This is a genomic window from Stenotrophomonas sp. I18B00994 (assembly GCF_014145825.1).
Taxonomy (GTDB): Bacteria; Pseudomonadota; Gammaproteobacteria; order Xanthomonadales; family Xanthomonadaceae; genus Stenotrophomonas; species Stenotrophomonas maltophilia.
Window position 1 is genome coordinate 161783 of record NZ_JACIUW010000008.1, and the last position, 22107, is coordinate 183889.

A 22107-nucleotide genomic window follows, 5' to 3' on the forward strand; every position below is an offset into this window, starting at 1 on the left:
GAAATGCTCCTCGATGATGCCGAACTACGTCCGGCCGCCTTTGGCGTGAACCTCAAAACCGGTAACTGACCCGCCCGTACCAGTACGCGCCGACGTTGCTCAACACGTCGCCGTTGTCCCAGGTCGTCTCGATGCTCGCCACATCGGTGGCACTGCGCGCGTACTCCGGCACCTTGCGCGTGCGCTTGTCGAACACGTTGTTGATGCCCAGCGCCGCACTCCAGCCTGCGCCCAGTTCCACGGCACCGGAGAGATTGGTCACCAGCACCGGCGGCTGCTTGTACTCCACGCCGTTGTTCAGGCGCTTGATCGGGCCGTAGTAGGTGAAGTCGAGGTTCGAGCGCCAGCGCCCGTTCTGCCAGCCCAACCCCGCCACCTGCGTGTAGCTGGGCGTACGGAAGCGCAGCGCGTACTCGCTGCTCTTGGTCAACAGGTTGATGTTCGGCAGCCCCTGCAGCGCCGCCGGAATGTCGCTGATCTTCTGGATGGTGGTGCGCCCCACGTTGGCCGCGTAGCTCCAGCGCAGCTTGCCCCAGGCCGTTTCCTGGTTCGCTTCCACGGTCAGCTCGACGCCGCGCGTACGGGTATTGCCCACGTTGGTGAAGTAGCTGGCGTAGAACGCATCACCCGGCAGGATGCTGATGCCGGCCGACCCGAGCAGCGCATCGATGGTGTTCTTCTGCGCCGCGCTCAGCACCGTGCCGCTGTTGTCGGTGACGCGTGCAGGATCCTGCGCGTTGTAGCCGATCTGGCTGGACTGGCCGAGCTGGCCGCGGATGTCGATCTGGTAGGCATCCACGGCCAAGTGGAACGCCGGGCTCGGGTCCCAGGTCACGCCCAGGCTGTAGTTGGTGGCTTTCTCGGGCTTCAGCGGCGTAGCACCCAGCGCAACCGCTGCCGGCGAAGACACCTGCGCCACCAGCGTGGTACCGCACGGGCAGCTGCCAGTGGCCTGGTAGAACTGCGCGCCCAGGCTGGGCGCGTGGAAACCGTTGCTGACCGTGGCACGCACGCCCAGCGCATCGGTGAAGTCGAAGCGCGTGGTCAGGCGGCCGGTGGAGACACTACCGAAGTCGGAATGGTCTTCCCAGCGCGCCGCCGCATCCAGATACCAGCGCGAGGTGATGTTGGTGGCTGCACCCACGTACACCGCCTTGCTGTTACGGGTCGCCTTCACCGCATCGGCGGTGGAGTAGCCCACGAACGCGGCGGCGCCGAAGCCGGTGTACGACTCCCACTGCCCTGCCCCACGCTCGTACTGTTCGTGCTGGTACTCGGCGCCCGCGCTCACCTCCAGCGGCGACGCAAACGCCGCCACCTCGAAGCCGCGGCGCAGGTCCAGGTTGGCGATGCCCTGCTGGTAGTCCAGCTTGCCGTCATAGAAGTCAGTGGGCGAACCGGGGTACGGCAGCGAGTAGTTCACCGAGTTGCGCGTATAGGTACGTACCGTACTGCGGTTGCCGCTTAGGCTGGCGTCGTAATCCCAGCCCGCGATCTGCCCTTTCACGCCCGCAGTGCCGGTGTACTGCTTCTCCTTGGTTTCCAGCACGGGCAGGAAGCCATCGGGAAATACGCTCAGCACCCCGGGCGCCTTGTAGGTGGTGAAGATGGTCGCCGGCAGGCGGAAGTTCTGGATTGCCTGCGCGGTGCGATCGCTGGCGGTGGCGTTGGCGTAGAACTGCGCGCTCTCGCCCAGGCCATGGCCCACGTTCACCGCGAACGCCTTCAGCGCATACGACGGGGAGCTGAGGATGGTGTTGGCCTCGGCATTGCGGCTGGCTTCGGCCGGGTTCAGTGATGCGCCGGCCGGCAACCGGTTGTTCGGCCGCAGCGCCACCAGATTGCCGCTACCATCCACCGCCGGGTAGCTCAGATAGCCATCGATGTAGCGGCGGGTGCGGATCGCATGATGCTGGCGGGTGGTCTCGCCGGAGAGGTTGACGAAGCCATCGGCACCCCACGGCAGGCCAACGTTCGCACGCACGCTGGTTCGCGAGCCATCGCCATCAATGCTCTGCCCGCTTTCCACGACGAGCTCGCCACCGTGCGCCTGCGACTTCAGGATCACGTTGACCACACCGGTAATCGCATCGGAGCCATAGATGGCCGACGCACCATCGCGCAGCACTTCCACGTGGTCGATGGCCGACACCGGAATCAACGCCAGGTCCGCCCACGCATGGCCTGGGAAGCCGCCCCCATTGGCACCGCTTACATAGGCACTGGCATTGCGGCGCTTGCCGTTCACCAGCACCAGCGTGTAGCCGGGCGACAGGTTGCGCAGCTGGTAGCCACGGATCAGGCTCTCCTGGTCGCTCTGGTAGCCACCAATCTGGCTGAGCGACGGCAGTGCGCGCTGCAGTGCTTCCAGCAGGTTGGCCTGGCCGGTGGCGGTGAGGTCTTCGGCGGAGATCACGTCGATCGGCGTGGAACTGTTCTTCACCGTACGCGTACTGGTGCGCGAGCCGGTCACCACCACCGCATCCAGCGTGGACGCGGCCACGTTGGCCGTCGCAGCGGCGGCAGCAGGATCCGCATCGGCTTCAGCCGCATGGCTGGGCGAAGCGGCGAGGATGGCTGTGATCAGAACAGCGAGAGTGCTCAGGACAGGGGCGTGGGCGGCAGGCATGGGGGCTCGTGGGGGTGGGCCGGAAACACGCTTCCATTCAAGGGCCTGTCCGCCCACCGCGACAGGCGCGATCGCGTCACCCAGCCGTAACATCCGGCCACCCACATGACTGCTGGTAATGACGTTAGGCGGCCCTGCGCACCACGCCCATGGGACGGCGAGCGGCGGGTGGCAGGTGGTGGGTGATGGGCGGCGGGCGGCGGGCGGCGGGCGGCAACCTACGGGGGTAGAGTCGACTGTCAGTCGACTATCGCGCGCAGCGCGGGCTTCCAGGCGGTATCGCCAACAGCAGTCGACTAACAGTCGACTCTACCCCGTCGGGTGCCCCAGGCCAGACGAATGCCCCCGTGCACATGCTCCACAGGCATCACCTCATGCCCTCGCACCACGCAGCGCACCGCATCTGCACCCGTAGCATCAAGCCATGCCCAGCCCACCCGCCCATCCCACCGCGCCGCTCGTTGCCATCGTCGCCTGCCACGGCCAGGGCCTGTTCGAGTTCGGCTGTGCGGTTGGCCTGTTCGCGCCGGTGCGGCCGGAACTCGGCGTGGCCTGGTATCGCACCCAGCTGTGCGCGGGTGAACCTGGTGCGCTGCGCATGCTTGGCGGAACGCAGGTCCAACTCCCCTACGATCTCAGCAGCGTTGATGACGCCGACATCATCGTCATTCCCGGTTGGCGCGAGCCCAGCGAGCGCCCACCGCAGGCACTGCTCGATGCACTGGTCCGTGCCCACGCACGCGGCGCGCGCATCGCCTCGATCTGCTCCGGTGCCTTCGTGCTGGCCTGGGCCGGGCTGCTCGATGGCCGCCAGGCCACCACCCACTGGCGCCTCACCGAAGCGCTGGCACGCGAGTTCCCACACATCGATGTGCGGGAGGATGCGCTGTACGTGGATACCGGCAGCATCATCACTTCGGCCGGCTCGGCCACCGGCATGGACATGATGCTGCATATGGTGCGCAAGGATTACGGTGCGCGCGTGGCCAATCTGGTGGCCGAACGGCTGGTACTGGCGCCGTGGCGTGATGCCGAACGCAGCCAGCGTGTCAGCCGCGCCATTCCCCATGGCGAGCCCACGCGCCTAGCAAAGCTGATGGAATGGATGCGCCGCAACCTGCGCGAGCCGCACTCGCTGGGCAGCCTCGCCGAGCAGGCCGCACTCAGCCAACGCACCCTGCAGCGGCAGTTCCTGGAGGCCACCGGCCTGTCGCCCATCGACTGGCTGATCCGCGAGCGCGTCGCCTACGCCCGCGAGCTGCTGGAAACCACCGATCGGCCGCTGCAGTGGATTGCCGAGCAGGCTGGATTTGGTTCGCAGGAATCGTTCCGTCGGCACTTCCGGGGCCAGGTCGATGCGAGCCCTACCGAGTACCGCAGCCAGCATCGCGGCGGTGTTGGCGCGGATCGGCTGGTGGGCTGCTGATCCAGCTCAGCGCTCTCCAGCGCCACGTGAGAAAAGGCTCACGGCGGACGGTGGAGACCCACGTATAGTGACGTGCGTCACACGAAGCCCCTTCCATGCTCCACGCATTTGCTTACTCCAGCCACATGTCGGCTGGGCTTTCCGATGAAACCCTCCGCCAGATCGTCTCGGGCTCTGCCGCGTTCAATCGCCGGGTGGACGTTACCGGAGCGCTGCTCGTCGACGGGCAGCGGTTTTTCCAGTACATCGAAGGCCCGCCCGACGGCCTGAAGGCGGTCAGGCGCCGCATCCAGGACAGTCGTTCGCACGCCGCCGTCACCCCGGTACTGGACATGGCAATCGGCGCACGCGCCGTACCCTACTGGGCGATGACCCGCATCGAGACCGGGCAGATCGTCGTGTCCGGGCTGGTCAATGCGCGATGGGACGAATTTGGCCATTCCGTTCCAGGCATGGATCAGCTCGTTGGCCTGCTGCGTCCGCATTTCCCACGCATCGGCACCGTCGAGCCGCCACGCGCCCCCGCCTGATACAGACTGAACCGACGCCTTGCGTGCGCCTGCCGACGCGGCCGTGCGCTACGTTCGGGCGTCATCATCAGGATCCTCCTTCCCGCTGTCTTCGCCACGCCCATCGCATGCCAGTACCCGCCCCACCTGCAATGGAAAAACGCGCATCGCCCGCCGACCTGTTCGAGATCGTGATCGTGCGTGCAGGCACCGCCCTGTTCGCGATTGACATCCAGGCTGCCGTCGAAATTCGCGGCCTGGAGGCATTCGGCCCTGCAGACCGCAACGGCAGGCCGACCCTGGAAGTCCGTGGGCAGCCATTACCCGTGGTCGACCTGCGCCGCATGAGCGGCCAAGCGGCATTCGACGGTGGCAGCCCGGCCATGCTGTTGATCAATGCCGGTACCGCAACGCTGGCGCTGGCCGTGGATGAGGTGCTGGAGATTGAGACACCGGACGCGAGCGCACGCGTCCCCGAGCGTGCCGCAGGCCGATCGTTCGGCTTCTGCAGCCGGCACATTCAACTTGACCCGGCGCGCTCGGCTGCACTGATCGAACCGGTGGCACTGCTGGGCGCACTTGCCGCGCCGGAGTGACCGGCGGCGTCTCAGGATCGTCCTGCCAAGGCACGGTTTCGCAGCCTCCAGCACTGCGCGGCCACGCCGATCACGAACATCACCAGGCAGACCAGCAGCGTGTGCAGCACCACCGGGGCCATCGGCGCGGCAGCAATCGGATGCGCTGCCGGCACGCGGGTCAGCGTTTCGTTGACGCCGGGCACCAACGACAGCAGGAAGCTGAAAGACAGCGCAAACGTCGATGCATAAGGTGCTGCGCGCCCCAGCCAGCGCAGCCGCGCGGCCAGCACGCCGCCGAATGCCACCAGCAGCACGATCACCCCGAATGCGTGGCCGGGGTTGATCCCGCCCGTGCTGGACACGGTGAACGAGGTGGCCACCGACAGCACCAGCCCCACCAGGTACAGCTTGCCCGCGCGCGTGGCGGGATCGATTGCGCGATGGCGAATGAAGGCATACAGGCCACTCAACACCGGGATCAGGCTGACAGCGGTATGGATCACGCCAAGCGTGGACAGAGGGTGGGACATGGGACATCTCCAGGGATAGAATGAACCTACTAGTAGGTAGGCATTGGACTCAAAAAGAAGGCCCGCGTCGCCGCAGGCCCACCACACATCTCTCAGAGCGCCGCACTCACCCGCGCGATCGCCAACTGTGCCAGTGCCGCGAAGGTCGCCGCGTCACCAAAACCGCGCGCGGCCAGCATCGCGCCGTGCACCGAGGACATGAACGCCCTGGCCTCGTCCGCAGGGGAACCCTGCAGGCGCAACTGGCCCAGCGCCGCGCCCTTCTCCAGCGTCACCGTCAGCCACCCGCTCAGATCCTCGAAATGCCCGCGCACTTCATCGGCAATCTCCGCAGGGATCATCGGCGCCTCCGCTGCCAGCATCGCGCAGATGCAGAACGACGACGTCCCCCCTGCAATGCAGCTGGACCAGTACTCCACATAGGCGTTGAGCTCCTGCAGCGGGTCGTCCAGCTGCCGGTCCAGCAGCGCCAGGCCTTCGCGCGCCTCGGCCCGGTACAGTTCAACCACCGTGCGCACCAGGTCCGCCTTGCTGGGGAAGTGGTGATGGATGCTGGCCTTGCTGATGTTCACCCGCGCGGACACGTCGGCGTAGCTGAAGCCGTTGTAGCCACCGGCCTCCAGCAGCGAACGGGCATGGGCCAGGATCTCCTGGGCCTTGGGCGAGAGCGACTCTTTCATGCCGCCAACCTACTAGTAGGTTGAAGCTGTGTCAATAACCCGCTGCTGGACCCGCCGGGCGTGGCCCGGCGCTACCGAGATCCCAATCAGTCCTCCTGCACCAGCTTGAACTCGCGCAGCAGCCCGCCGATCTGGGTCTTGTCCAGCTTGTTCATCAGCAGGTTGCGCAGGAACACCGGCCCGGGAATGTCCAGTTCCTTGCCGTCACGCAAACGCCCGGTCGCGGCCAGCAGCGAGCGCACGTCGTAGGTGGAATTGAACACCTCGGGTACGCCGCGTTCGATATCCAGCAGCGTGTACACCGCTTCCATCGGCGTGCGCACCGAGTACTCTGTAGTGAAGATGCAATCGCGCTGCTTCGATTCGGCGAACTGGCCGATGAAAGCGAAGTTCACCGCACCGTCCGGCACCACGTCCGGGCGATCACCGGCCTGGCGCGGCATGAAGAACGCGGTGATGTACGGCATCATCACCGGCACCGTCTTCGCGCCCGTCGCCGCCAGCTCGTCGATCTCCTCCACCGGCACGCCCAGGTGGTACAGCCACTCGCGGGTGATCTCCTCGCCGGTGCAGTCCTGCATCGGCTTCTTCACGTAGTCGCCGGGCGTATCCACGAACAACGAATACACCCAGACCACGATCTGGTCCTTGGGCTGGTTCTTGAAATGTGGCTGGCGATTCACCGTCCAGCTCATCAGCCAGCGCGAGTCGCGCACGCTGACGATGCCGCCGGTCACCACTTTGCCGCTGAAGGGATCGCGCTTGGCGATCTTCTGGATGTAGGCCGGAATGCGCGCATCCAGCGTGGTCACCGTTGCCGATTCCCACTTGGTTTCTGGAATGTGCGCGCCGAACACATCCGGACGCCCGAACGCGTCATCCTTCGCGGCAATGCGGCGCCACAGGTCCCAGGCAGGCGCCGGGCCTTCGTTCAGGCGTGCCGCAGTGTGGTGGTCGCCATTATCCGAGTTCTCGGTCAGCGAACCGATGGTCATGAACAGCAGATCATCCGCGCCGAGATCCACGCCACCGGCTACACCGTCATGCATCCAATGGATGCGCGTGGCCTGCTTGCGGTCCGGCTGCAGATCAAAGTCGACGTCGGTCACCTCGGTACCGTACTGGAACACCACGCCCTGGTCCTGCAACCACTTCACCAGCGGCAGCACCAGCGATTCGTACTGGTTGTACTTCGTGAACTTCAGCGCCGAGAAATCCGGCAGGCCGCCGATATGGTGGATGAAGCGATGCAGGTACAGCTTCATCTCCAGCGCCGAATGCCACTCTTCGAACGCGAACATGGTTCGCCAGTACAGCCAGAAGTTGCTGTCCAGGAAATCACGGCCCAGTACTTCGTTGATGCGCTTGTTCTCCATCTCCTGACGGGTGGCCAGGAACAGCGCGATGATGTCCCTCTGTGCCTGCTCGGTCAGCGTGAACAGGCCATCGGTGTGTGCATCCTCGCCGCGATTGATGGTGGCGCGCTGCAGCGAATAGTTCGGGTCGTCCTTGTTCAACCAGTAGAACTCGTCCAGCACGCTGGCATCTTCGATCTCCAGCGACGGTATCGAGCGGAACAGGTCCCACAGGCACTCGAAATGATCTTCCATCTCGCGGCCACCACGGATCACGAAACCCTTTTCCGGCACCTTCAGGCCATCCAGCGCACCGCCAGGAATCTGCTGCTGTTCAAGAATGGTGATGCGTTCACCGGCCATGCGCCCATCGCGCACCAGGAACGCGGCGCCGGCCAGCGAGGCCAGCCCCGACCCCACAAACCAGGCGCGCTTGCCATCGACACCGGCTGGCTTGCGCGGGCGCGCGAAGGCTTCGTAGTTGCCACTGCTGTAGTACATGCGCTGCTCCTTCCTGGAGGGGGTGACCCCACTCTAGCGCCGAACCGATGTACCGATTCCTGCATGCATGCTGCGACCGAATGACGCAGCGGCGTCAGAGCTGGCGGCCCAGCAGCATGCCTGGCCAGCCGTCCACGTTGAACGGCGCAATTCGCGTGTAGCCGCAGGACTCGTAGAAGCGCACCAGATCACCGCTGCCTCCGCCATAGCAGTCCACGCGCAGATGGTCGAGGCCGGCAGCGCGCGCCTGCTCATCGGCAAACGCCATCAGGCGACGGCCAATGCCGCGCACGCGCGCATCACGCGAGGCCACCAATACCCGCACGTACAGCTCCGGCCCATCGGGCGCCGGCACATAGGGCATCGACTCGCCCAGCGCCAGGAACGCACGCACCTCACCCTGCTCGTTCTGGGCCACCCATGCGCCAGGCAGCGCGCACGCATCGGTCACCTGGGTGACCCGGCGCGGCACCGTGGACCACGGCTCGCTGCCCCATTGCTGCAGATTGCCAATGGACACGAACCATTCAATCACCTCATCGAACAGCGCCAGCACCGCAGGGGCATCTGCCGCACTGGCGCGGCGGATGGTCAAGGTGTCCTCTCCTGTTTCAGTCATGCACGTACTCCTGTCAACGCGTCAATCAGCTGTCACGAGGATGCCGGCCAGCGGCCGGCACTACCAGGGTCGGAAGTCCCTGGGCCGGATTTGACATGCAGGCATTTACCTGCATATAGTCCATCCCAGGGGCGGCGCCTGCCGGCCCATCGCGAGGAACCTGCAATGGTGGATATCGCACACAGGGTCGGCATCAAGGCCCCCGCAAGCCAGGTGTACCAAGCCCTGGCCACCCCCGAAGGCGTCGCCGCCTGGTGGGCCGAAGACACCCACGGCGACCGCGAGACCGGCGGCACGGTCAAGGTCCGTTTCACCAACAACGGCCAGGAAATCGGCGCCATGGAAATGCAGCTGGAACAGCTCATTCCAGGCGAGTTGGTGCTCTGGAAGTTCCTCACCGGCCCCGCCGAATGGATCGGCACCCACGCGCGCTTCGTGCTGAAGCAGGAAGGCGATTACTGCATCGTCCTGTTCACCCATGAAGGCTGGAAGGAGCGCGTCGAGTTCACCTCCCACTGCAGCACAAAGTGGGCGGTGTTCCTGATGAGCCTGAAGGCCCTGCTGGAGACCGGCAAGGGCCAGCCCAACCCACACGACGTCAGGATCGACAACTGGAATTGAAGACATCCCCATGGTGGTAGACCACGTGCGCGACGCAGACAAGGTCTTCAAGGCACTGGCCGATCCCACGCGCCGGACGCTGCTGGACCTGCTCTGCGAGCACAACGGCCAGACCCTGGGCCAGCTGTGCGAAAACCTGGACATAGCCCGGCAATCGGTCACCCAGCACCTGGGCCTGCTGGAAGACGCCAACCTGATCAGCACCGTGCGCCGTGGCCGCGAGAAGCTGCACTTCATCAACCCGGTGCCCCTGCATGAAGTCTACGAACGCTGGGTACGCAAGTTCGAGCAGCAGCGCCTGAGCCTGCTGCATGACCTGAAACGAGAACTGGAAGGAGAATGACGATGTCCGCAGAGACCACCCGCTTCATCCACGTGATCTACATCGCTTCCACCCCGCAGAAGGTGTTCGAGGCCATCACCCGCCCCGAGATCGCCAGCCGCTACTGGGGCCACGAGAACGTCTCCGACTGGAAACCCGGCTCGCGCTGGCAGCATGTGCGCGCAAACGAAACCCGCTCGGTCGAACTGGTGGGCGAAGTGGTGGAAAGCACCCCGCCCTCGCGCCTGGTCATCACCTGGGCCGCCGCCTCGCAGGCCGACAACCCGGATGCCTACAGCCGCGTCACCTTCGACATCGTGCCCTACCAGGACATGGTGCGGCTGACGGTTACCCATGAGGAGCTGGAACCGGGCAGCGGCATGGATACCGGCATCCGCCAGGGCTGGCCGATCGTGCTGTCGAGCCTGAAGTCGCTGCTGGAAACCGGCAAGGGATTGGACGTATTTGCGAAGCCGAACTGAGTCGTGCCGCAATCGGCGGCGGAGCGCCATCCGCCGCTGGCGCTCCCCATCCGGTCAATCGCTCAATCTGCGCGCACGCCCATAACTGCCATGCACATCCTGCTCGATCCAATCGGCCAGCAGGCGCAGGTAGCCGTCGGTGATCCGCGTCGACACCCGGTTGCCCTCGGCATCGGTGCGGAACTCGACCATGCCGTGGTCGGTATCCGGGAACAGGTAGGTGTCGATCGGTTGCCCCGACGCGCGCAGGCGCGACAGGATCGAACGCGTGGCGGCAATCGGCGCGGCGCGGTCCTGCTCGGCCAGCACCCACAGCAACGGCACCTTCAGGCGGCGCAGCGCGGCCCCGGCGTCGTAGTCCCAGATCAGCTCCAGGTTGTCGAATCGGGCGCGGCCGATCCGGCGCAGGTCGGCGTCACTCATGCGCAGCATGTCGCCGCTGTATTCGCCGCTGATGTTCTTTGCCCACGGTGCGGCACCGATCTGCGTACGCACCTTCGCCAGCGCCTCAAACCCTTCATTGAAATGCGTGCGCATCAACTGCGCGGTCGCGTCTGAAAGCTGGCCGACCTGCTTCATCGCCGTTGCATCCAGCTGCATGCGGCGTGCCTCGTCGAACAGCTGCTCGCGGTCCTCCTCGATGGGTGACACCACCAGGCCGAAACCGATCGCCACGAAATCCGCCTGCGAGCGCGTCGCCGCCAGCGGCGCGATCCACCCGCCCTGGCTGCCACCGAAGTAGCCGGCCCGACCGAAACGCCCCGCCGCCAGCTCACGTGCCTTGGCAAGCGCCGCCGCCGCATCGTCGGCCAGCAGTTCGAAGTTCTGCGTGTACTCCCCTTCCGAATCGCCGGTCCCACGCTTCTGGTAAGCGAACACCGAAATCCCCTGCGCCACCAGCACGCGCTGGTAGATGGCCGCCACCGCCATCGTGCGTTCCGAGCCGTGCACCAGCACCACCAGCGGCCGCATCGGGTCGGCCGGGCCGGCCGGTTCGATCAACTGCCCGACCAGCTTGGTTCCCGCACTGATGAACGTTGCATCGGTATCGCGGGTCGGCAGTCGCTGCCAGCGCTGCGTGGCTCCCGCAGGCGACCTGAAGCTGACCACATCGCCGCTGCAGCTCACCGGTGCGTTGGCATCGCCGGTGGCGCCACGTCGCCCGTCCAGCATCAGATAGCGCTGGCCCGTGGCCGGTGCCGCAGCGGGTGCGCCGAGCACCACGATGTTGCCCTGCCCGTCACCGTAGGCACTGGCCGTGCATAGCTCGGCGGCCGCGGCCGGCAGGCCAGAACACACCAGCACCGCCATCAACAACGAACGTCCTTTCCACCCTGCCATGCCCTTTCCCGGTATCGTGAACCCGCCCCGTGCGGGCGCCCGGCGCAGCCTAGCGCGTTCGTTCGCCAGATTCATGCTGCATCTGCTTACTGTTGGCCTCTCCCATGGCCATACTGGGCGGACGATACGAACTTCAGAGCGCACGATGCACACACATGTCGAACAGATCGGCAGCACCCGCGTCCTGCGCAGCGCCGATACAGGCCCGCTTCTGGATGGCAACGCCCTGCGCGACCTGGTCGGCGATGCCCTTGGGCACCAGGCCGAGTGGATCGCCGTGCCGGTGCAGCGCCTATCGGCAGACTTCTTCGAGCTGCGCTCCGGCATGGCCGGGCAATGGCTGCAGATGCTGGTGAACTACCGCCTGCACTTCGCCGTCCTGGGCGATGTCAGCGGCTATCGCGCACAGAGCGAATCGCTGGACGCGTGGATCACCGAGTGCAACCGTGGGCACAACGGCTGCTTCGTGGCCGACTGGGACGCCCTGCTGGCACGCCTGCCGGCCCCCGCCAGCACCGGCTGAACGCCGCCCCCACGCTCACTCTCGCCGAACCCGGTTCCGACCGCGCTCTGACGCCCGCCGCCACAGCATCACCCGCAGGCTCCCCAGGCGACGCTCGATGAGTGTTTCAGACGCAGATTCCCTGCACAGCAAAGTGGCGGCGGTCACCCTCGGTTTCTGGGTGATGAAGATCGCCGCCACCACCCTCGGCGAGACTGCGGGCGACCTGCTGTCGATGACGCTCAACCTCGGCTACGTGGCCAGCTCGGCCATCCTGCTGGCGATCTTTGCCGGCCTGCTGGGCATGCAGTTGTCGGCGCGGCGCTTCCACCCGGTGCTGTTCTGGTCGGTAGTGCTGGCGACCAGCACCGCCGGCACCACCATGTCCGACCTGATCGACCGCACGCTCGGCCTGGGCTACGCCACCGGCGCCAGTCTGCTGGCCGGCTGCCTGGCGCTGGTGCTGCTGGCTTGGCGGGTGTCGGAAAAGTCGATCTCGGTCAGCAACATCGCATCGCGCCGCGCCGAAGGCTTCTACTGGACCGCCGTGCTGTTCTCCAACACCCTCGGCACCGCGCTGGGTGATTTCCTCGCCGACGATTCCGGGCTGGGCTTCACCGGCGGCGCACTGCTGATCGGCAGCCTCATCGCGCTCACCGCACTGGCCAGCCGCATCACGGGCATCAACCGGGTCATCCTGTTCTGGATCGCCTTCGTGCTCACCCGCCCGTTCGGCGCCACCTTCGGCGATCTGCTCACCAAGCCGCTGGAAAAGGGCGGCCTGGGCTTCGGCACGGTGGGCTCGTCGCTGGTGCTGTTCACCATTCTCGCCACGCTGGTGGCATTGCCCATGCTGCAGCGTAAAGCACAGCCAGCCAGCTAGCGCGCCGTCCAGCCCCCATCCACCGGCAGCGCCGTGCCGGTGATCTGTGCAGCGGCATCCGAGGCCAGGAACACCACCATCTCGCCCAGCTGCTCGGGCGTTACAAACTGCAACGAGGGCTGCTTCTCAGCCAGCAGCGCACGCGCGGCGGTCTCCTGATCCGTGCCATCGCGCTCGGCCAACGCGGTGATCTGCTGCTCGACCAGCGCCGTCCGCACCCAGCCCGGGCAGATGGCATTGGCGGTGATGCCGGTGCCCGCATTCTCCAGCGCGGTGACCTTGGTGAACCCCACCACGCCATGCTTGGCCGCCACGTAGGCCGACTTGTTCACCGAGCCCACCAACCCGTGCACCGACGCAATGTTGATGATGCGGCCGGCGCGCTGCTGCTTCATATGCGGCAAGGCCGCCGCCGTGGCATGGAACACGGCCGAGAGATTCAACGCCAGGATCGCATTCCACTTGTCGACAGGGAATTCCTCGATCGACGCGGTGTGCTGGATGCCGGCGTTGTTCACCAGGATGTCGATGCGGCCCATCGTCGCGACGGCATGCTCAATCATCCAGCGCACTGCCTCGCCACGGGAAAGATCGGCGCCGTCATGCGCCACGCGCACGCCGAACTCGGTTTCCAGCTTGGAACGGATGCGTTCGATCTCCGCCGCATCGCCGAAGCCATTCAGCACGATATCGGCACCTTGCCGCGCCAGGGCTATGGCAATGCCAAGACCGATACCGCTGGTGGAGCCGGTGACCACCGCAACTTTTCCACTGAACATGGGCGAGCTTCCATCGGGGTAGGCCGCCAGTGTAGCGTTACCGGCCTCCGCACCCTCCTCCTACGTGCCCACGTCCAACGAGTACGTCAGCAGGAATTCCCTGGCGTACTCATTCCCCGACTGCGCCGAAGCGCGGATCAGGTACACCGCATGCGGCACGTCCCTGGCAACACCCATGCCATGGAACAACGCCAGGCCAAACTCGTACATGGCCGACGGATAGCCGGCCTCCGATGCCCGCTCAAAATGCGCGGCCGCACGCATGACGTCCTGCTCGACGCGGTCACCGGTCAGCAGGCACAGCCCTATCGCATGGATTGCCGGGATATAACCCTTCTCTGCGGCCTGCTTGAGGGTCGCGAAGCTGTCCGCCTCGGCATGTGCGTCGTCCTCCCCCACAGGCATCGAAGAAGAGAGGAACAACGCTTCAGCACAGCCGCGTGCAAGCTGCGGGGCCAACAGCCGCCGCGCCTCGGCAATGTCACCACCGTCGAGCATCGCATCGAAGTCGGTCGTGAGCTGGGTTGGCATGTTCGTCATGGCGCAGGCGTCCGTCCTGTTCGCGGGCATCCGTTCGCCCCGCTGGCATTATGCCTGCACCAGGCCAGGGCATTGCACCAGCCCCACAAGGCCGGGTGACCAGAAGACTCTCCGCGTCCATCGATGTTGGCCCTATAGTCAACGCCATCCACCCAAAGATGGCCCGATGAACCCCTGCACCGCCCTGCTGCCTGCCGCCCTGACCGCACTGCTCGCCCCCGCCACCAGCGTGGCCGCACCGACCGCGCAGGCGGCCACGCCGCTCACCACCGGCAGCGTGCGGCTGGATATTGCCAGCGGCCGCGTCGAAGGCAATGTCTGCGTGTCCAACCTCCCAGCCGAATCAAGGGGCGCGTTCGTACTCAACGCCGGCCTGAACGTCGCGCGGGTCACCGACGGTGACGGCAAGCCGGTAGGGTTCGATGGCTGGTACGACCCGGGCGTGGATGGCGAGGCGCGCGTCTACACCCTGGCCGAGCCCACCGCCACGCTCTGCGTGCAGTACGTGGGCGCGTTCCCGCTGTACCCGAAGCACGATGCCATGGGCGACTTCAAGGGCATGATGGCCTTCAACGGCGACAGCGCCCGCTTCACCGAACAGTCCGCATGGCTGCCGCAGGCATTCGACCCCAAGGCCCGCGTGCGCAGCAACGAAAGCCGCTACGACCTGCAGGTGGACTGCGCCGGCTGCCGCTTTCTGTATCTCAACGGCAGCCCGGCCATCGAAGGCGCGCAGGGGCGATTCCGCAGCGACAACGCACGGCCGATCCTGCTGTTCGGCGGCGGCGGCCCGATCACCCGCACCGCGCAGGTCACGATCCTTAACGAGACCCTGCCCTCGGCCAAGGTCCAGGCACTGTCCAGCACACTGCAGAAGGTAGCCGACGTGCACAGCCGCTACATGGGCATGCCGCTGGCCGACCGCCCCACTTTCCTGCGCATGGTCACGCTCAACCAGATCGAGCGCGACCGCGAAGGCAGCGAGTGGGGCTTTGCCACCTGGCCCACCATCGCCATGAGCGGCAGCATCGGCAATGTGGCCGACTCCCTGCTGGCTGGTGGCGAACATGCTGAACGGCGCGTGCAGTACATCGCACACGAAATGGGCCATTACTACTTCGGCACGCTGAACCGTCCGCAGGGCCCCTACTTCTGGGTTCTGCTGGAGTCCAGCGCCGAGTTCCTGTCGATCAAGGCGCTGCGTGAGATCAGTGGCGATGCCGCGGCCGATCGCTACATCGCACGACTGCAATCGGCCGTCGATACGCACGACAAGCCGCTACCCCCGTTCGATGCCATCGATGGCAACTCCGATCTGGGCGAGATATATCGCTACGTCTATGCCCCTTTGCTGCTGCTTTCGCTGGAGAAGCAGGTGGGTGAGGCAAAGATGCAGGCCTTCATGCGTGGGCTGCTGGCCTCTCCTTCGCCGAAGGGCTGGGCAGAGCTGCAGGGCATTGCGCTGAAAGCCGGCATCGATCTCAAGACCTGGGAGCATTGGCGGGCAAGCTGTGTGGCTGGCGGCAGGCAGAGGTGCCAGTAGATCCACGCCATGCGTGGATTCACTCCCTCAACGCCCGCACAACTGAATCGCCCAGCACCGTGTCCAAGGCGACTCGCCCCCTGGCCCCTCCATTTGCCAATCAGCGCCGCTGATGTCCCCGCACAATCAGAAGAACAGACCCGCCTGATCGACGGTCGCCAGAGGATTGGCCTTCCGCACCGCCTCCAGGAACAGCAGGAAGTCGCGGTTGAACAGCGTCAGGTTGTTGGTGAACGTCACGCACTTTCTGCCCGATGCTCTGCTGAAGCACACCTGCCAGACATAACGCCCGTAGATCCTGTCGGACGTTCGTGTGACTGAGGTGATCTGCGAAAGCGGAACTGCCGTGGGCACCGCCCCCCGCCGCAGGTGGAAGGATTCTGTATCAAAGAAGTAGTGCTCGCGATCCTCTTTGCCATCCACCATCACCAAGGTCATGGACGTGCCGGAAATCCGGCGAGGGGGATTCAAACGCAGCCCTGATCCCAATGCAGAACGCGCGGTCGCTGACATTCGCCGAAGGATGAGCCAGAGGATCACCAACGGAAGCGCCGCAACGACAATGAAGCCTGCAGTCTTCAAAACAGTTTCCAGCGTGCTTGGCACACAGATCTCCAGGATGAACTTTCAGGCGATGCCCAATCCACGCCATGCGTGGATGACTCTCCCCCAACGCCTTTTCACTTCCAATGATCCGGCCCCAGGAACGGCAGGCTTAGCACAAACACCGGCACGGCCACAGGGATCAGCGCCGCGCCGAGCACCTTGCCCGCCGCCGAACCCGCACCCGGCTTGCCCTCCCTCTCCGGCAGGATCCGCTGCGCCCGCGCATTAATCGGCTGTTCCAGCTTCCCCTTCTCCGCCAGTGCCGCAGCATCCGGCAACTGCACCCGCTCGCCGTCGCCCTCGAACAGCGCGCTGTAATAGCTGCCGCCCTTCCTTGAAAGATTGCAGGCGCGGTCAAACGCCAGCGCGTAACGGGTCCGGTCCATCGGCAGGTAGTAGCGCGCCCGCTCCTCCACGGCCTTGGCCTCACGCGGGAGCACCTCAATCCGCTCCAGCTTGAACTGTCCGGCCAGCTCTGCCGTCACCTGCTCCGGCAGCAGCAGCAGCGCATAGCTGCCGTGCACCTTGGCCTTGTTGGCCGGGTCGCGCCAGTCCTCATGGAAGTACATCTGCGCGCAGGCCACCGCCTCGCGCAGCGGGCTGTCCATCAGCGCGCGGTACTCGCGGAACGGCGCGGCATTGAAGCGCATCGGCTCGTCATAGCGCGGCAACAGGTACAGCTGGCCGTCGTCGGCCACGAACGCACTGGTTATCTCGCGGCTGGAAGCGTGCTCCTCCGGGCCACTGGCACAGCCAGACAGTAGGCCAAGGCACAGGGCGGAGAGAATGAAAAAAGACGTTCGCATGTCGTGTTCGAGGGCTTGCCTGGAAAACCGGCCCCGCCCAGAAGGACGAGGCCAGCCCACCATGTTGCCACGACACGGCACGCGATGCAGACCCCGCCTTACTTCAACCGCTCCACCAACCGCTGCCCCACCTCCAGCGCCGAAGCCGGGTTCTGCCCGGTAATCAGCTCACGGTCCACCACCACATGCCCCATCCACGGCGTGGCATTGCTGCTGAACCGCGCACCCGCCCGCTGCAACGCGGTCTGCGGGTAGAACTTCATCTCACCGCCACCCAGCAACGGCTTGGCCTGCTCTTCTTCCTGGTTGCTGATCACCGTCATCTGGTAGCCGCTGTAGATCCACTTCGGCATGGCCGGCATCGCACCCGTTTCCAGCTTCGCCACGAAACCCGCAGCATCCGGCAGCGTGGACAGCAGCGCGATCGGCCCGTGGCAGACCAGCGCGGTGGTTTTGTTGCGCTGGTGGAAGTCGGCCAGCAGCCGGCCCAGCGCCGGGCTCTTCAGCAGGTCCTGCATCGGCGCGTGGCCACCCGGAATGTAGACCGCATCGAAACGCGCGTAGCCCTGCTGCTCGATGCGTGCCAGGCTGACCACCGGCGAGGCCGTCGCCGAGGTCAGCGCCAGTTTCTCCAGCAGTTCCTTGTGCAGCGTCAGCTGCGCGGCATCGTTGCCGAAGTACGCCGGCGTCACCGAAGACGCATCCACCGTCGGCGCCCGCCCCTGCGGCGTGGCGAAGGTCACCTCGTGGCCCGCGTCCAGCAGCAGCTTGACCGGCTGCATCAGCTCGTTGAGATAGAAGCCGGTGGACAGCACCTTGCCGTCCTTCAGGTCCAGGTGGTTTTCGTCGGACAGCACCACCAGCACGTTGGCGGCCTGCGCGCCGCTGGCAGCCAGGGTCAGGGCCAGCGCTGCGGCCAGCCGGGTCATCAGGTTCATGGGGGAGCTCCTAATCGGGGAATGGCGGCCACTTTATTCATCGCCCCAGCGGCGATAAATTGGCCCCATCGCAAAACATCTGTTCCCCGGAGAGCCAAATGAGCCGCAAGTTCGACTACCTGGGCGATGTGGAGGTGTTTCTGGCGGTGGTCGAGCACGGCTCGTTCACCGCCGGCGCGGTGGCGCTGTCCACCACGCCCTCGGTGCTGAGCCGTGCGGTCACCCGCTTGGAAGCGCGGCTGGGCCGGCAGCTGCTGCAGCGGACCACCCGCCGCGTGGGCCTGACCGACGCCGGGCGGCTCTATCTGGAACAGGTGCGCACCGCCTTCGGCCTGCTGGACGACGCCGAGCGCGCCGTACTGGCCCAGGACGGCGCGCTGGCCGGCCGCGTGCGCCTGAGCGTGCCCACCACCTATGGCCACTACCGGCTGCCGCCCGTGCTGGCGCGCTTTGCGCAGCAGTACCCGCAGGTGCAGGTGGAACTGAACATCACCAACCGCAACGTGGACCTGGTGGCCGAAGGCTTCGACCTGGCCATCCGCCTGGGCCAGCTGCCGGACAGCGGGCTGGTGGGGCGGAAGCTGGAAGATGCGCCTTTGGTGCTGGTGGCCGCGCCGGAGTACCTGCAGCGCTGCGGCACGCCGCAGACGCTGGACGACCTGCAGCAGCACCTGTGCCTGCCGTTCGTGATGCCGCGCACCGGACGGTTGGCGCCGTGGATCTTCCGCGACGCCGGGCGCGACGTGGACTGGCTGCCGCGTTCGTCCATCGAGACCTCCGACGATGTGCTGGGCGTGGTTTCGCTGGCCGAACAGGGCATCGGGATTTGCCAGAGTTACGAGTTCATCGTGCTGGAGCGGTTGCGGCGTGGGGAACTGGTGGAAGTGCTGCCGCAGCTGCGCGGGCGGTCGCGCCCGTTCTCGGTGATCTATGCGCCGCATCGGCGGCAGTCGGCGGCGGCGCGGGCGATGATTGAGTTGCTGGTGGGGAATGCGGGGCATGCTGAGGATGGCGCTGGCTGAGGCCGCGAGGTTCGCTGGCGATGTCGGGTTTGAACCGCTTTTCGGGGTGTGTGGCTGATCACGCGCCGTTGCCACTCGGTGCGGATTAAGAACTGTTGCAAAGAAGGCTGTCGCGCTATTCGCTTGTGGCATGGGCGATTGCGCCACTTTGATTCGCCATCAGCAGAGCGGCTGCGCGAATGCGTCTGCTGGCGTCGTGTGTTGCACGATTGGTGCATGCAACAATAGTTCTTCGCTCTCGGATTCCGCGATTCCTTCGCGAATTTCTATTGGTATTCGGAGCGACGGCGTAAACACCATAGCGCGCCACCGACAACGGGTGGCCGGGCCTGCAAACCCGAACTGTTAGTTGTTTACGCTTACCCGTCGGCACCGTCCTTAACCGGTGCCGGCGGGTAATCCGTCGGCCTTTCTGGCGGACGGTGCGTGGGGGTCTTCGGGCCCGCCGGGTACTGACAACTGACGTCCGGTTTGCAGCCACGCACCGTCCGCCACCCGCTTACGCGGTGGCGCTGTTAAGCACAGCCATGGAAGCCGACGCCATGAACGAATCCGACACCTTCTCCTCCTACACCGTTGTTGAGCCCATCAACGACGACACTCCCCTGCCCGACCTGAACTACCTCCTCGGCATCCTCAAGCGCATGCGCGGCTGCGAGGGAGCCGATGGGCACCCATGGCCAGAAACCGATGTGTCGCCCGGCCGCCGCGTAAGCCTGGCTAGAAGTGAGCGCGCGATGGTTGGCGCACTGACGGTGCTGGAGCTGCTGCACGCGGCAGACCGCTGCCGGGTGGCAGCGGACCCGGAACGGCATTTGGATGAGGGAGTTGTGGATGGGCTGTTTCTGGCTTGCCGGGGGTTGGTTGAGTGGGCTTGTCACGAGGTAAGACCAGAGTGAGACGGCAAACGCTCACAGTGTATGAAACCAGCTTCAAGGTGAGCTCGCACCCATTGCCTCGAAAATGCCCCTATACATAACGAAGTAGTCGCCATCGACGGACGGAGCGCGGGCAGTACGTTAGCTCGCGCCAAACTCATTGTTGATTCCGATCAAGAAGGCGGTTGATTTCACGAAGCTCTGGGACAGCCCCGTGCCACTGGGTTCTGATCATCCATCTTTATCAACGACCTGGATCTGCGATCCTTGATCATCACCCTCGCCAGTTGTCGGCACGCTTTTCGAAGTCGATATTCTTCCATTCTGCTTTCCAGAGCGTAAGGTACTTCACATCACTAGACGAGGGCTCAGGATCACATTTCTCTACATACACAACGCACGGCATGATCACGGCATCACCAATCAGAAGTGCTTCCCCTTGCTCCAGTGCGGGCATACCCTCTGTTAGGTTGCCAAGCGTATCCGGCAGTAGTCGGCGGACATAGCCCTGATCATCGGGATTAGTAAGACGCATCGCCAAGAAATTGGAGCACTGCGAAAAGATAGTTTCTGAAATTTCAGACGGTCGCTGACTCGAAATAAGCAGGCTGATGCCGTACTTTCGACCTTCTTTGGCTATGCGTTCGATCGCACCCAGTGAAGCTTTATAGCGCGCAAGTCCACTCTTCGGCGCATACTTGTGCGCCTCCTCATAGACCATCAGGAATGGCTGTTCGGTTTTGGTTTCAACGCGCCGTGCGTAGTAGCAAAAATCGAACATCAGACGGGAGATGAGCGAAACGGTTATGCTGAGCAGTTCAAAGGGGATGCCGCTAAGGTCGATAATGGTGACATTCGACTCACCTCCGACGTTGTAGCCGGTGAACTGTCTAAGCACATCCTCCAAAGAAGCCTTCCTAGCCTTCTGGCCAAAGATGAACCCAAGCCGCGCATTTCCAATCTTCGATCTGACCCGCCGTTCGAACTTATCGATCGAGCCATCGGCATACGGCCCTTTGTTAATCTCACTACGTTTTGTCGGTGCAAATTCGCGCAACTCTTTACAGTAGTGTTCGATCTGGGCATCGACGTCTTCGAATTCGACTTCCGAGCCGTCCTTAAACTTGATCAACAAAGAATTGTCAGCATTCTTTGTCTCTCTAGTTAGATTTCTGAACGCATTCGCGACATGATCGATCTCGTACGGAAGGGGACTGTCGAAATTTACCTTCTCGACACCGGGGTTACTGATTTTCTTTGCGATGGTAACAACCTGCCTCAGCAATGCCTCCTGATTGTAATTGTTGTTATCGCCTGACTCGAGGAACATGTCCTCCATCTCGTCTTCGTTTAGCAGCCAATACGGCAGGACAAGATCATCGACGGTAATTACGCTTGCATTCGGAAAAGCTGCGGCGTACTCAGAGTGAAGATCGAATATAAGAATATGTGAGTTATTAAGACCCTGGTACTCGCCAGCTTTGGCTGATACAGCCCTTTGCAGAATAGAAGACACACTTGACGATTTTCCGGATCCCGAAGCACCGACAACGGCGACATGCTTGTTGAAGAACCGGTCGCCGTGAACGGGCACGACGATATCACGTTGCCGGGTCAGTGAAGAAAAGCAAAAGCGGTCTTCAGCCGCATAGCAGTCTGCATAGATGGCTGCGATTTCCACCTTCGTTGCCGGGACGACCTTCTTCGGTGGAATTGCCAACTCGTCGCCGCCACGATTGAACTTTCCTTCCTTAAGGGTCCCAAGAGGATAGGCGTCAATCATATAGACACGCCTGTAGTCACCACCTTCGCCTCCTTTGACCTCCTTCATTTCGATTGAAAAGCTTTCGATGATGCAAATAAGAGAGACGTTTTCGTTGTCCGATACTTTAAGAAATGATCCAACGCGAAGAGCCTCACCGGCTGATTGGAAGTTCAACAGATCGTCAACGGCTACTCGAACCTTATTGGGGTAAACCGCCACAACCTCGGCATTTGCGATTTCCTCAGTCATTGT

At 64.2% G+C, this 22107-nt stretch carries 23 protein-coding genes; 11 read left to right on the top strand and 12 right to left on the bottom strand.

What is annotated here, in order from left to right:
- Nucleotides 1-52: 52 nt before the first annotated feature.
- Nucleotides 53-2629, bottom strand: a complete 2577-nt coding sequence (locus H4O10_RS11440) for a TonB-dependent receptor (RefSeq protein WP_099562579.1) — start codon at nucleotides 2627-2629, stop codon at nucleotides 53-55.
- Between the two features lie 424 nt (nucleotides 2630-3053).
- On the opposite strand from H4O10_RS11440, the gene ftrA reads away from it, so the two are divergent.
- From ftrA to H4O10_RS11455, 3 genes are all read left to right on the top strand, one after another.
- Complete coding sequence (gene ftrA / locus H4O10_RS11445; RefSeq protein WP_049459933.1) at nucleotides 3054-4055, top strand: transcriptional regulator FtrA; 1002 nt, start codon at nucleotides 3054-3056, stop codon at nucleotides 4053-4055.
- Nucleotides 4056-4150: 95 nt separating this feature from the next.
- On the top strand, nucleotides 4151-4585 hold the full coding sequence (locus H4O10_RS11450; RefSeq protein ID WP_076739201.1) for a BLUF domain-containing protein: 435 nt from the start codon (nucleotides 4151-4153) through the stop codon (nucleotides 4583-4585).
- Between the two features lie 23 nt (nucleotides 4586-4608).
- Nucleotides 4609-5160 carry a chemotaxis protein CheW gene (locus H4O10_RS11455; protein WP_224481844.1) on the top strand — a complete coding sequence of 184 codons (552 nt, stop codon included), beginning with the start codon at nucleotides 4609-4611 and terminating at the stop codon, nucleotides 5158-5160.
- Between the two features lie 11 nt (nucleotides 5161-5171).
- On the opposite strand, the gene H4O10_RS11460 is transcribed toward H4O10_RS11455, so the two are convergent.
- The 4 genes from H4O10_RS11460 to H4O10_RS11475 form a co-directional block, all read right to left on the bottom strand.
- Entirely contained in the window at nucleotides 5172-5672 is a 501-nt protein-coding gene (locus H4O10_RS11460) for a hypothetical protein (RefSeq protein WP_065184076.1), read from the bottom strand.
- Between the two features lie 92 nt (nucleotides 5673-5764).
- Nucleotides 5765-6352: a TetR/AcrR family transcriptional regulator gene (locus tag H4O10_RS11465; protein ID WP_043035135.1), complete on the bottom strand. Its 588-nt coding sequence runs from the start codon at nucleotides 6350-6352 to the stop codon at nucleotides 5765-5767.
- A gap of 86 nt (nucleotides 6353-6438) precedes the next feature.
- Nucleotides 6439-8208, bottom strand: coding sequence for an oleate hydratase (locus tag H4O10_RS11470; protein WP_076739202.1), 1770 nt, complete (start codon nucleotides 8206-8208; stop codon nucleotides 6439-6441).
- A gap of 94 nt (nucleotides 8209-8302) precedes the next feature.
- Nucleotides 8303-8827: a GNAT family N-acetyltransferase gene (locus tag H4O10_RS11475; protein WP_033834651.1), complete on the bottom strand. Its 525-nt coding sequence runs from the start codon at nucleotides 8825-8827 to the stop codon at nucleotides 8303-8305.
- A 165-nt stretch (nucleotides 8828-8992) separates the two neighbouring features.
- Between H4O10_RS11475 and H4O10_RS11480 the strand changes: the two genes are divergently transcribed.
- From H4O10_RS11480 to H4O10_RS11490, 3 genes are read left to right on the top strand one after another with little or no spacing between them, the layout of a single operon-like run.
- Nucleotides 8993-9448, top strand: a complete 456-nt coding sequence (locus H4O10_RS11480; protein ID WP_076739203.1) for an SRPBCC domain-containing protein — start codon at nucleotides 8993-8995, stop codon at nucleotides 9446-9448.
- 10 nt (nucleotides 9449-9458) lie between these two features.
- Nucleotides 9459-9791: a helix-turn-helix domain-containing protein gene (locus H4O10_RS11485; protein ID WP_076739204.1), complete on the top strand. Its 333-nt coding sequence runs from the start codon at nucleotides 9459-9461 to the stop codon at nucleotides 9789-9791.
- A 2-nt stretch (nucleotides 9792-9793) separates the two neighbouring features.
- A complete protein-coding gene (locus tag H4O10_RS11490) occupies nucleotides 9794-10252 on the top strand; it encodes an SRPBCC family protein (RefSeq protein ID WP_062606308.1) in 459 nt (152 codons plus the stop codon).
- A 54-nt stretch (nucleotides 10253-10306) separates the two neighbouring features.
- Here the strand turns inward: H4O10_RS11490 and H4O10_RS11495 are convergent, their stop codons facing one another.
- On the bottom strand, nucleotides 10307-11593 hold the full coding sequence (locus H4O10_RS11495) for an alpha/beta hydrolase (protein WP_076739205.1): 1287 nt from the start codon (nucleotides 11591-11593) through the stop codon (nucleotides 10307-10309).
- A gap of 145 nt (nucleotides 11594-11738) precedes the next feature.
- Here H4O10_RS11495 and H4O10_RS11500 point away from each other — a divergent pair, with 145 nt between their 5' ends.
- Nucleotides 11739-12116: a DUF4180 domain-containing protein gene (locus H4O10_RS11500; RefSeq protein WP_049403163.1), complete on the top strand. Its 378-nt coding sequence runs from the start codon at nucleotides 11739-11741 to the stop codon at nucleotides 12114-12116.
- Nucleotides 12117-12213: 97 nt separating this feature from the next.
- Entirely contained in the window at nucleotides 12214-12978 is a 765-nt protein-coding gene (locus H4O10_RS11505; RefSeq protein ID WP_060380221.1) for a hypothetical protein, read from the top strand.
- Here the strand turns inward: H4O10_RS11505 and H4O10_RS11510 are convergent.
- Together H4O10_RS11510 and H4O10_RS11515 are read right to left on the bottom strand one after the other, a co-directional pair.
- Nucleotides 12975-13757 (bottom strand): 3-hydroxybutyrate dehydrogenase, encoded by a 783-nt coding sequence (locus H4O10_RS11510; RefSeq protein ID WP_182681051.1) that lies wholly within the window; start codon nucleotides 13755-13757, stop codon nucleotides 12975-12977. The genes H4O10_RS11505 and H4O10_RS11510 overlap by 4 nt on opposite strands.
- 60 nt (nucleotides 13758-13817) lie before the next feature.
- Nucleotides 13818-14297 (bottom strand): SEL1-like repeat protein, encoded by a 480-nt coding sequence (locus H4O10_RS11515; RefSeq protein ID WP_158230118.1) that lies wholly within the window; start codon nucleotides 14295-14297, stop codon nucleotides 13818-13820.
- A 166-nt stretch (nucleotides 14298-14463) separates the two neighbouring features.
- Here H4O10_RS11515 and H4O10_RS11520 point away from each other — a divergent pair, with 166 nt between their 5' ends.
- Complete coding sequence (locus H4O10_RS11520) at nucleotides 14464-15840, top strand: hypothetical protein (RefSeq protein ID WP_076739208.1); 1377 nt, start codon at nucleotides 14464-14466, stop codon at nucleotides 15838-15840.
- A gap of 126 nt (nucleotides 15841-15966) precedes the next feature.
- Here the strand turns inward: H4O10_RS11520 and H4O10_RS11525 are convergent, their stop codons facing one another.
- The 3 genes from H4O10_RS11525 to H4O10_RS11535 all read right to left on the bottom strand — a co-directional run bounded on the left by H4O10_RS11525 (nucleotide 15967) and on the right by H4O10_RS11535 (nucleotide 18190).
- Complete coding sequence (locus tag H4O10_RS11525; protein ID WP_224481843.1) at nucleotides 15967-16446, bottom strand: hypothetical protein; 480 nt, start codon at nucleotides 16444-16446, stop codon at nucleotides 15967-15969.
- Between the two features lie 74 nt (nucleotides 16447-16520).
- The gene (locus H4O10_RS11530; RefSeq protein ID WP_076739210.1) at nucleotides 16521-17252 is read right to left on the bottom strand and encodes a hypothetical protein; all 732 of its coding nucleotides are present in this window, start codon (nucleotides 17250-17252) and stop codon (nucleotides 16521-16523) included.
- A 98-nt stretch (nucleotides 17253-17350) separates the two neighbouring features.
- Complete coding sequence (locus H4O10_RS11535; RefSeq protein ID WP_076739211.1) at nucleotides 17351-18190, bottom strand: type 1 glutamine amidotransferase domain-containing protein; 840 nt, start codon at nucleotides 18188-18190, stop codon at nucleotides 17351-17353.
- A gap of 98 nt (nucleotides 18191-18288) precedes the next feature.
- On the opposite strand from H4O10_RS11535, the gene H4O10_RS11540 reads away from it, so the two are divergent.
- The gene (locus tag H4O10_RS11540) at nucleotides 18289-19212 is read left to right on the top strand and encodes a LysR family transcriptional regulator (protein ID WP_099596132.1); all 924 of its coding nucleotides are present in this window, start codon (nucleotides 18289-18291) and stop codon (nucleotides 19210-19212) included.
- Nucleotides 19213-19754: 542 nt separating this feature from the next.
- Complete coding sequence (locus tag H4O10_RS11545) at nucleotides 19755-20111, top strand: hypothetical protein (protein WP_049427767.1); 357 nt, start codon at nucleotides 19755-19757, stop codon at nucleotides 20109-20111.
- Nucleotides 20112-20364: 253 nt separating this feature from the next.
- Here H4O10_RS11545 and H4O10_RS11550 read toward each other — a convergent pair whose 3' ends face one another.
- A complete protein-coding gene (locus H4O10_RS11550) occupies nucleotides 20365-22104 on the bottom strand; it encodes a DUF87 domain-containing protein (protein ID WP_076739213.1) in 1740 nt (579 codons plus the stop codon).
- Nucleotides 22105-22107 lie beyond the last annotated feature (3 nt).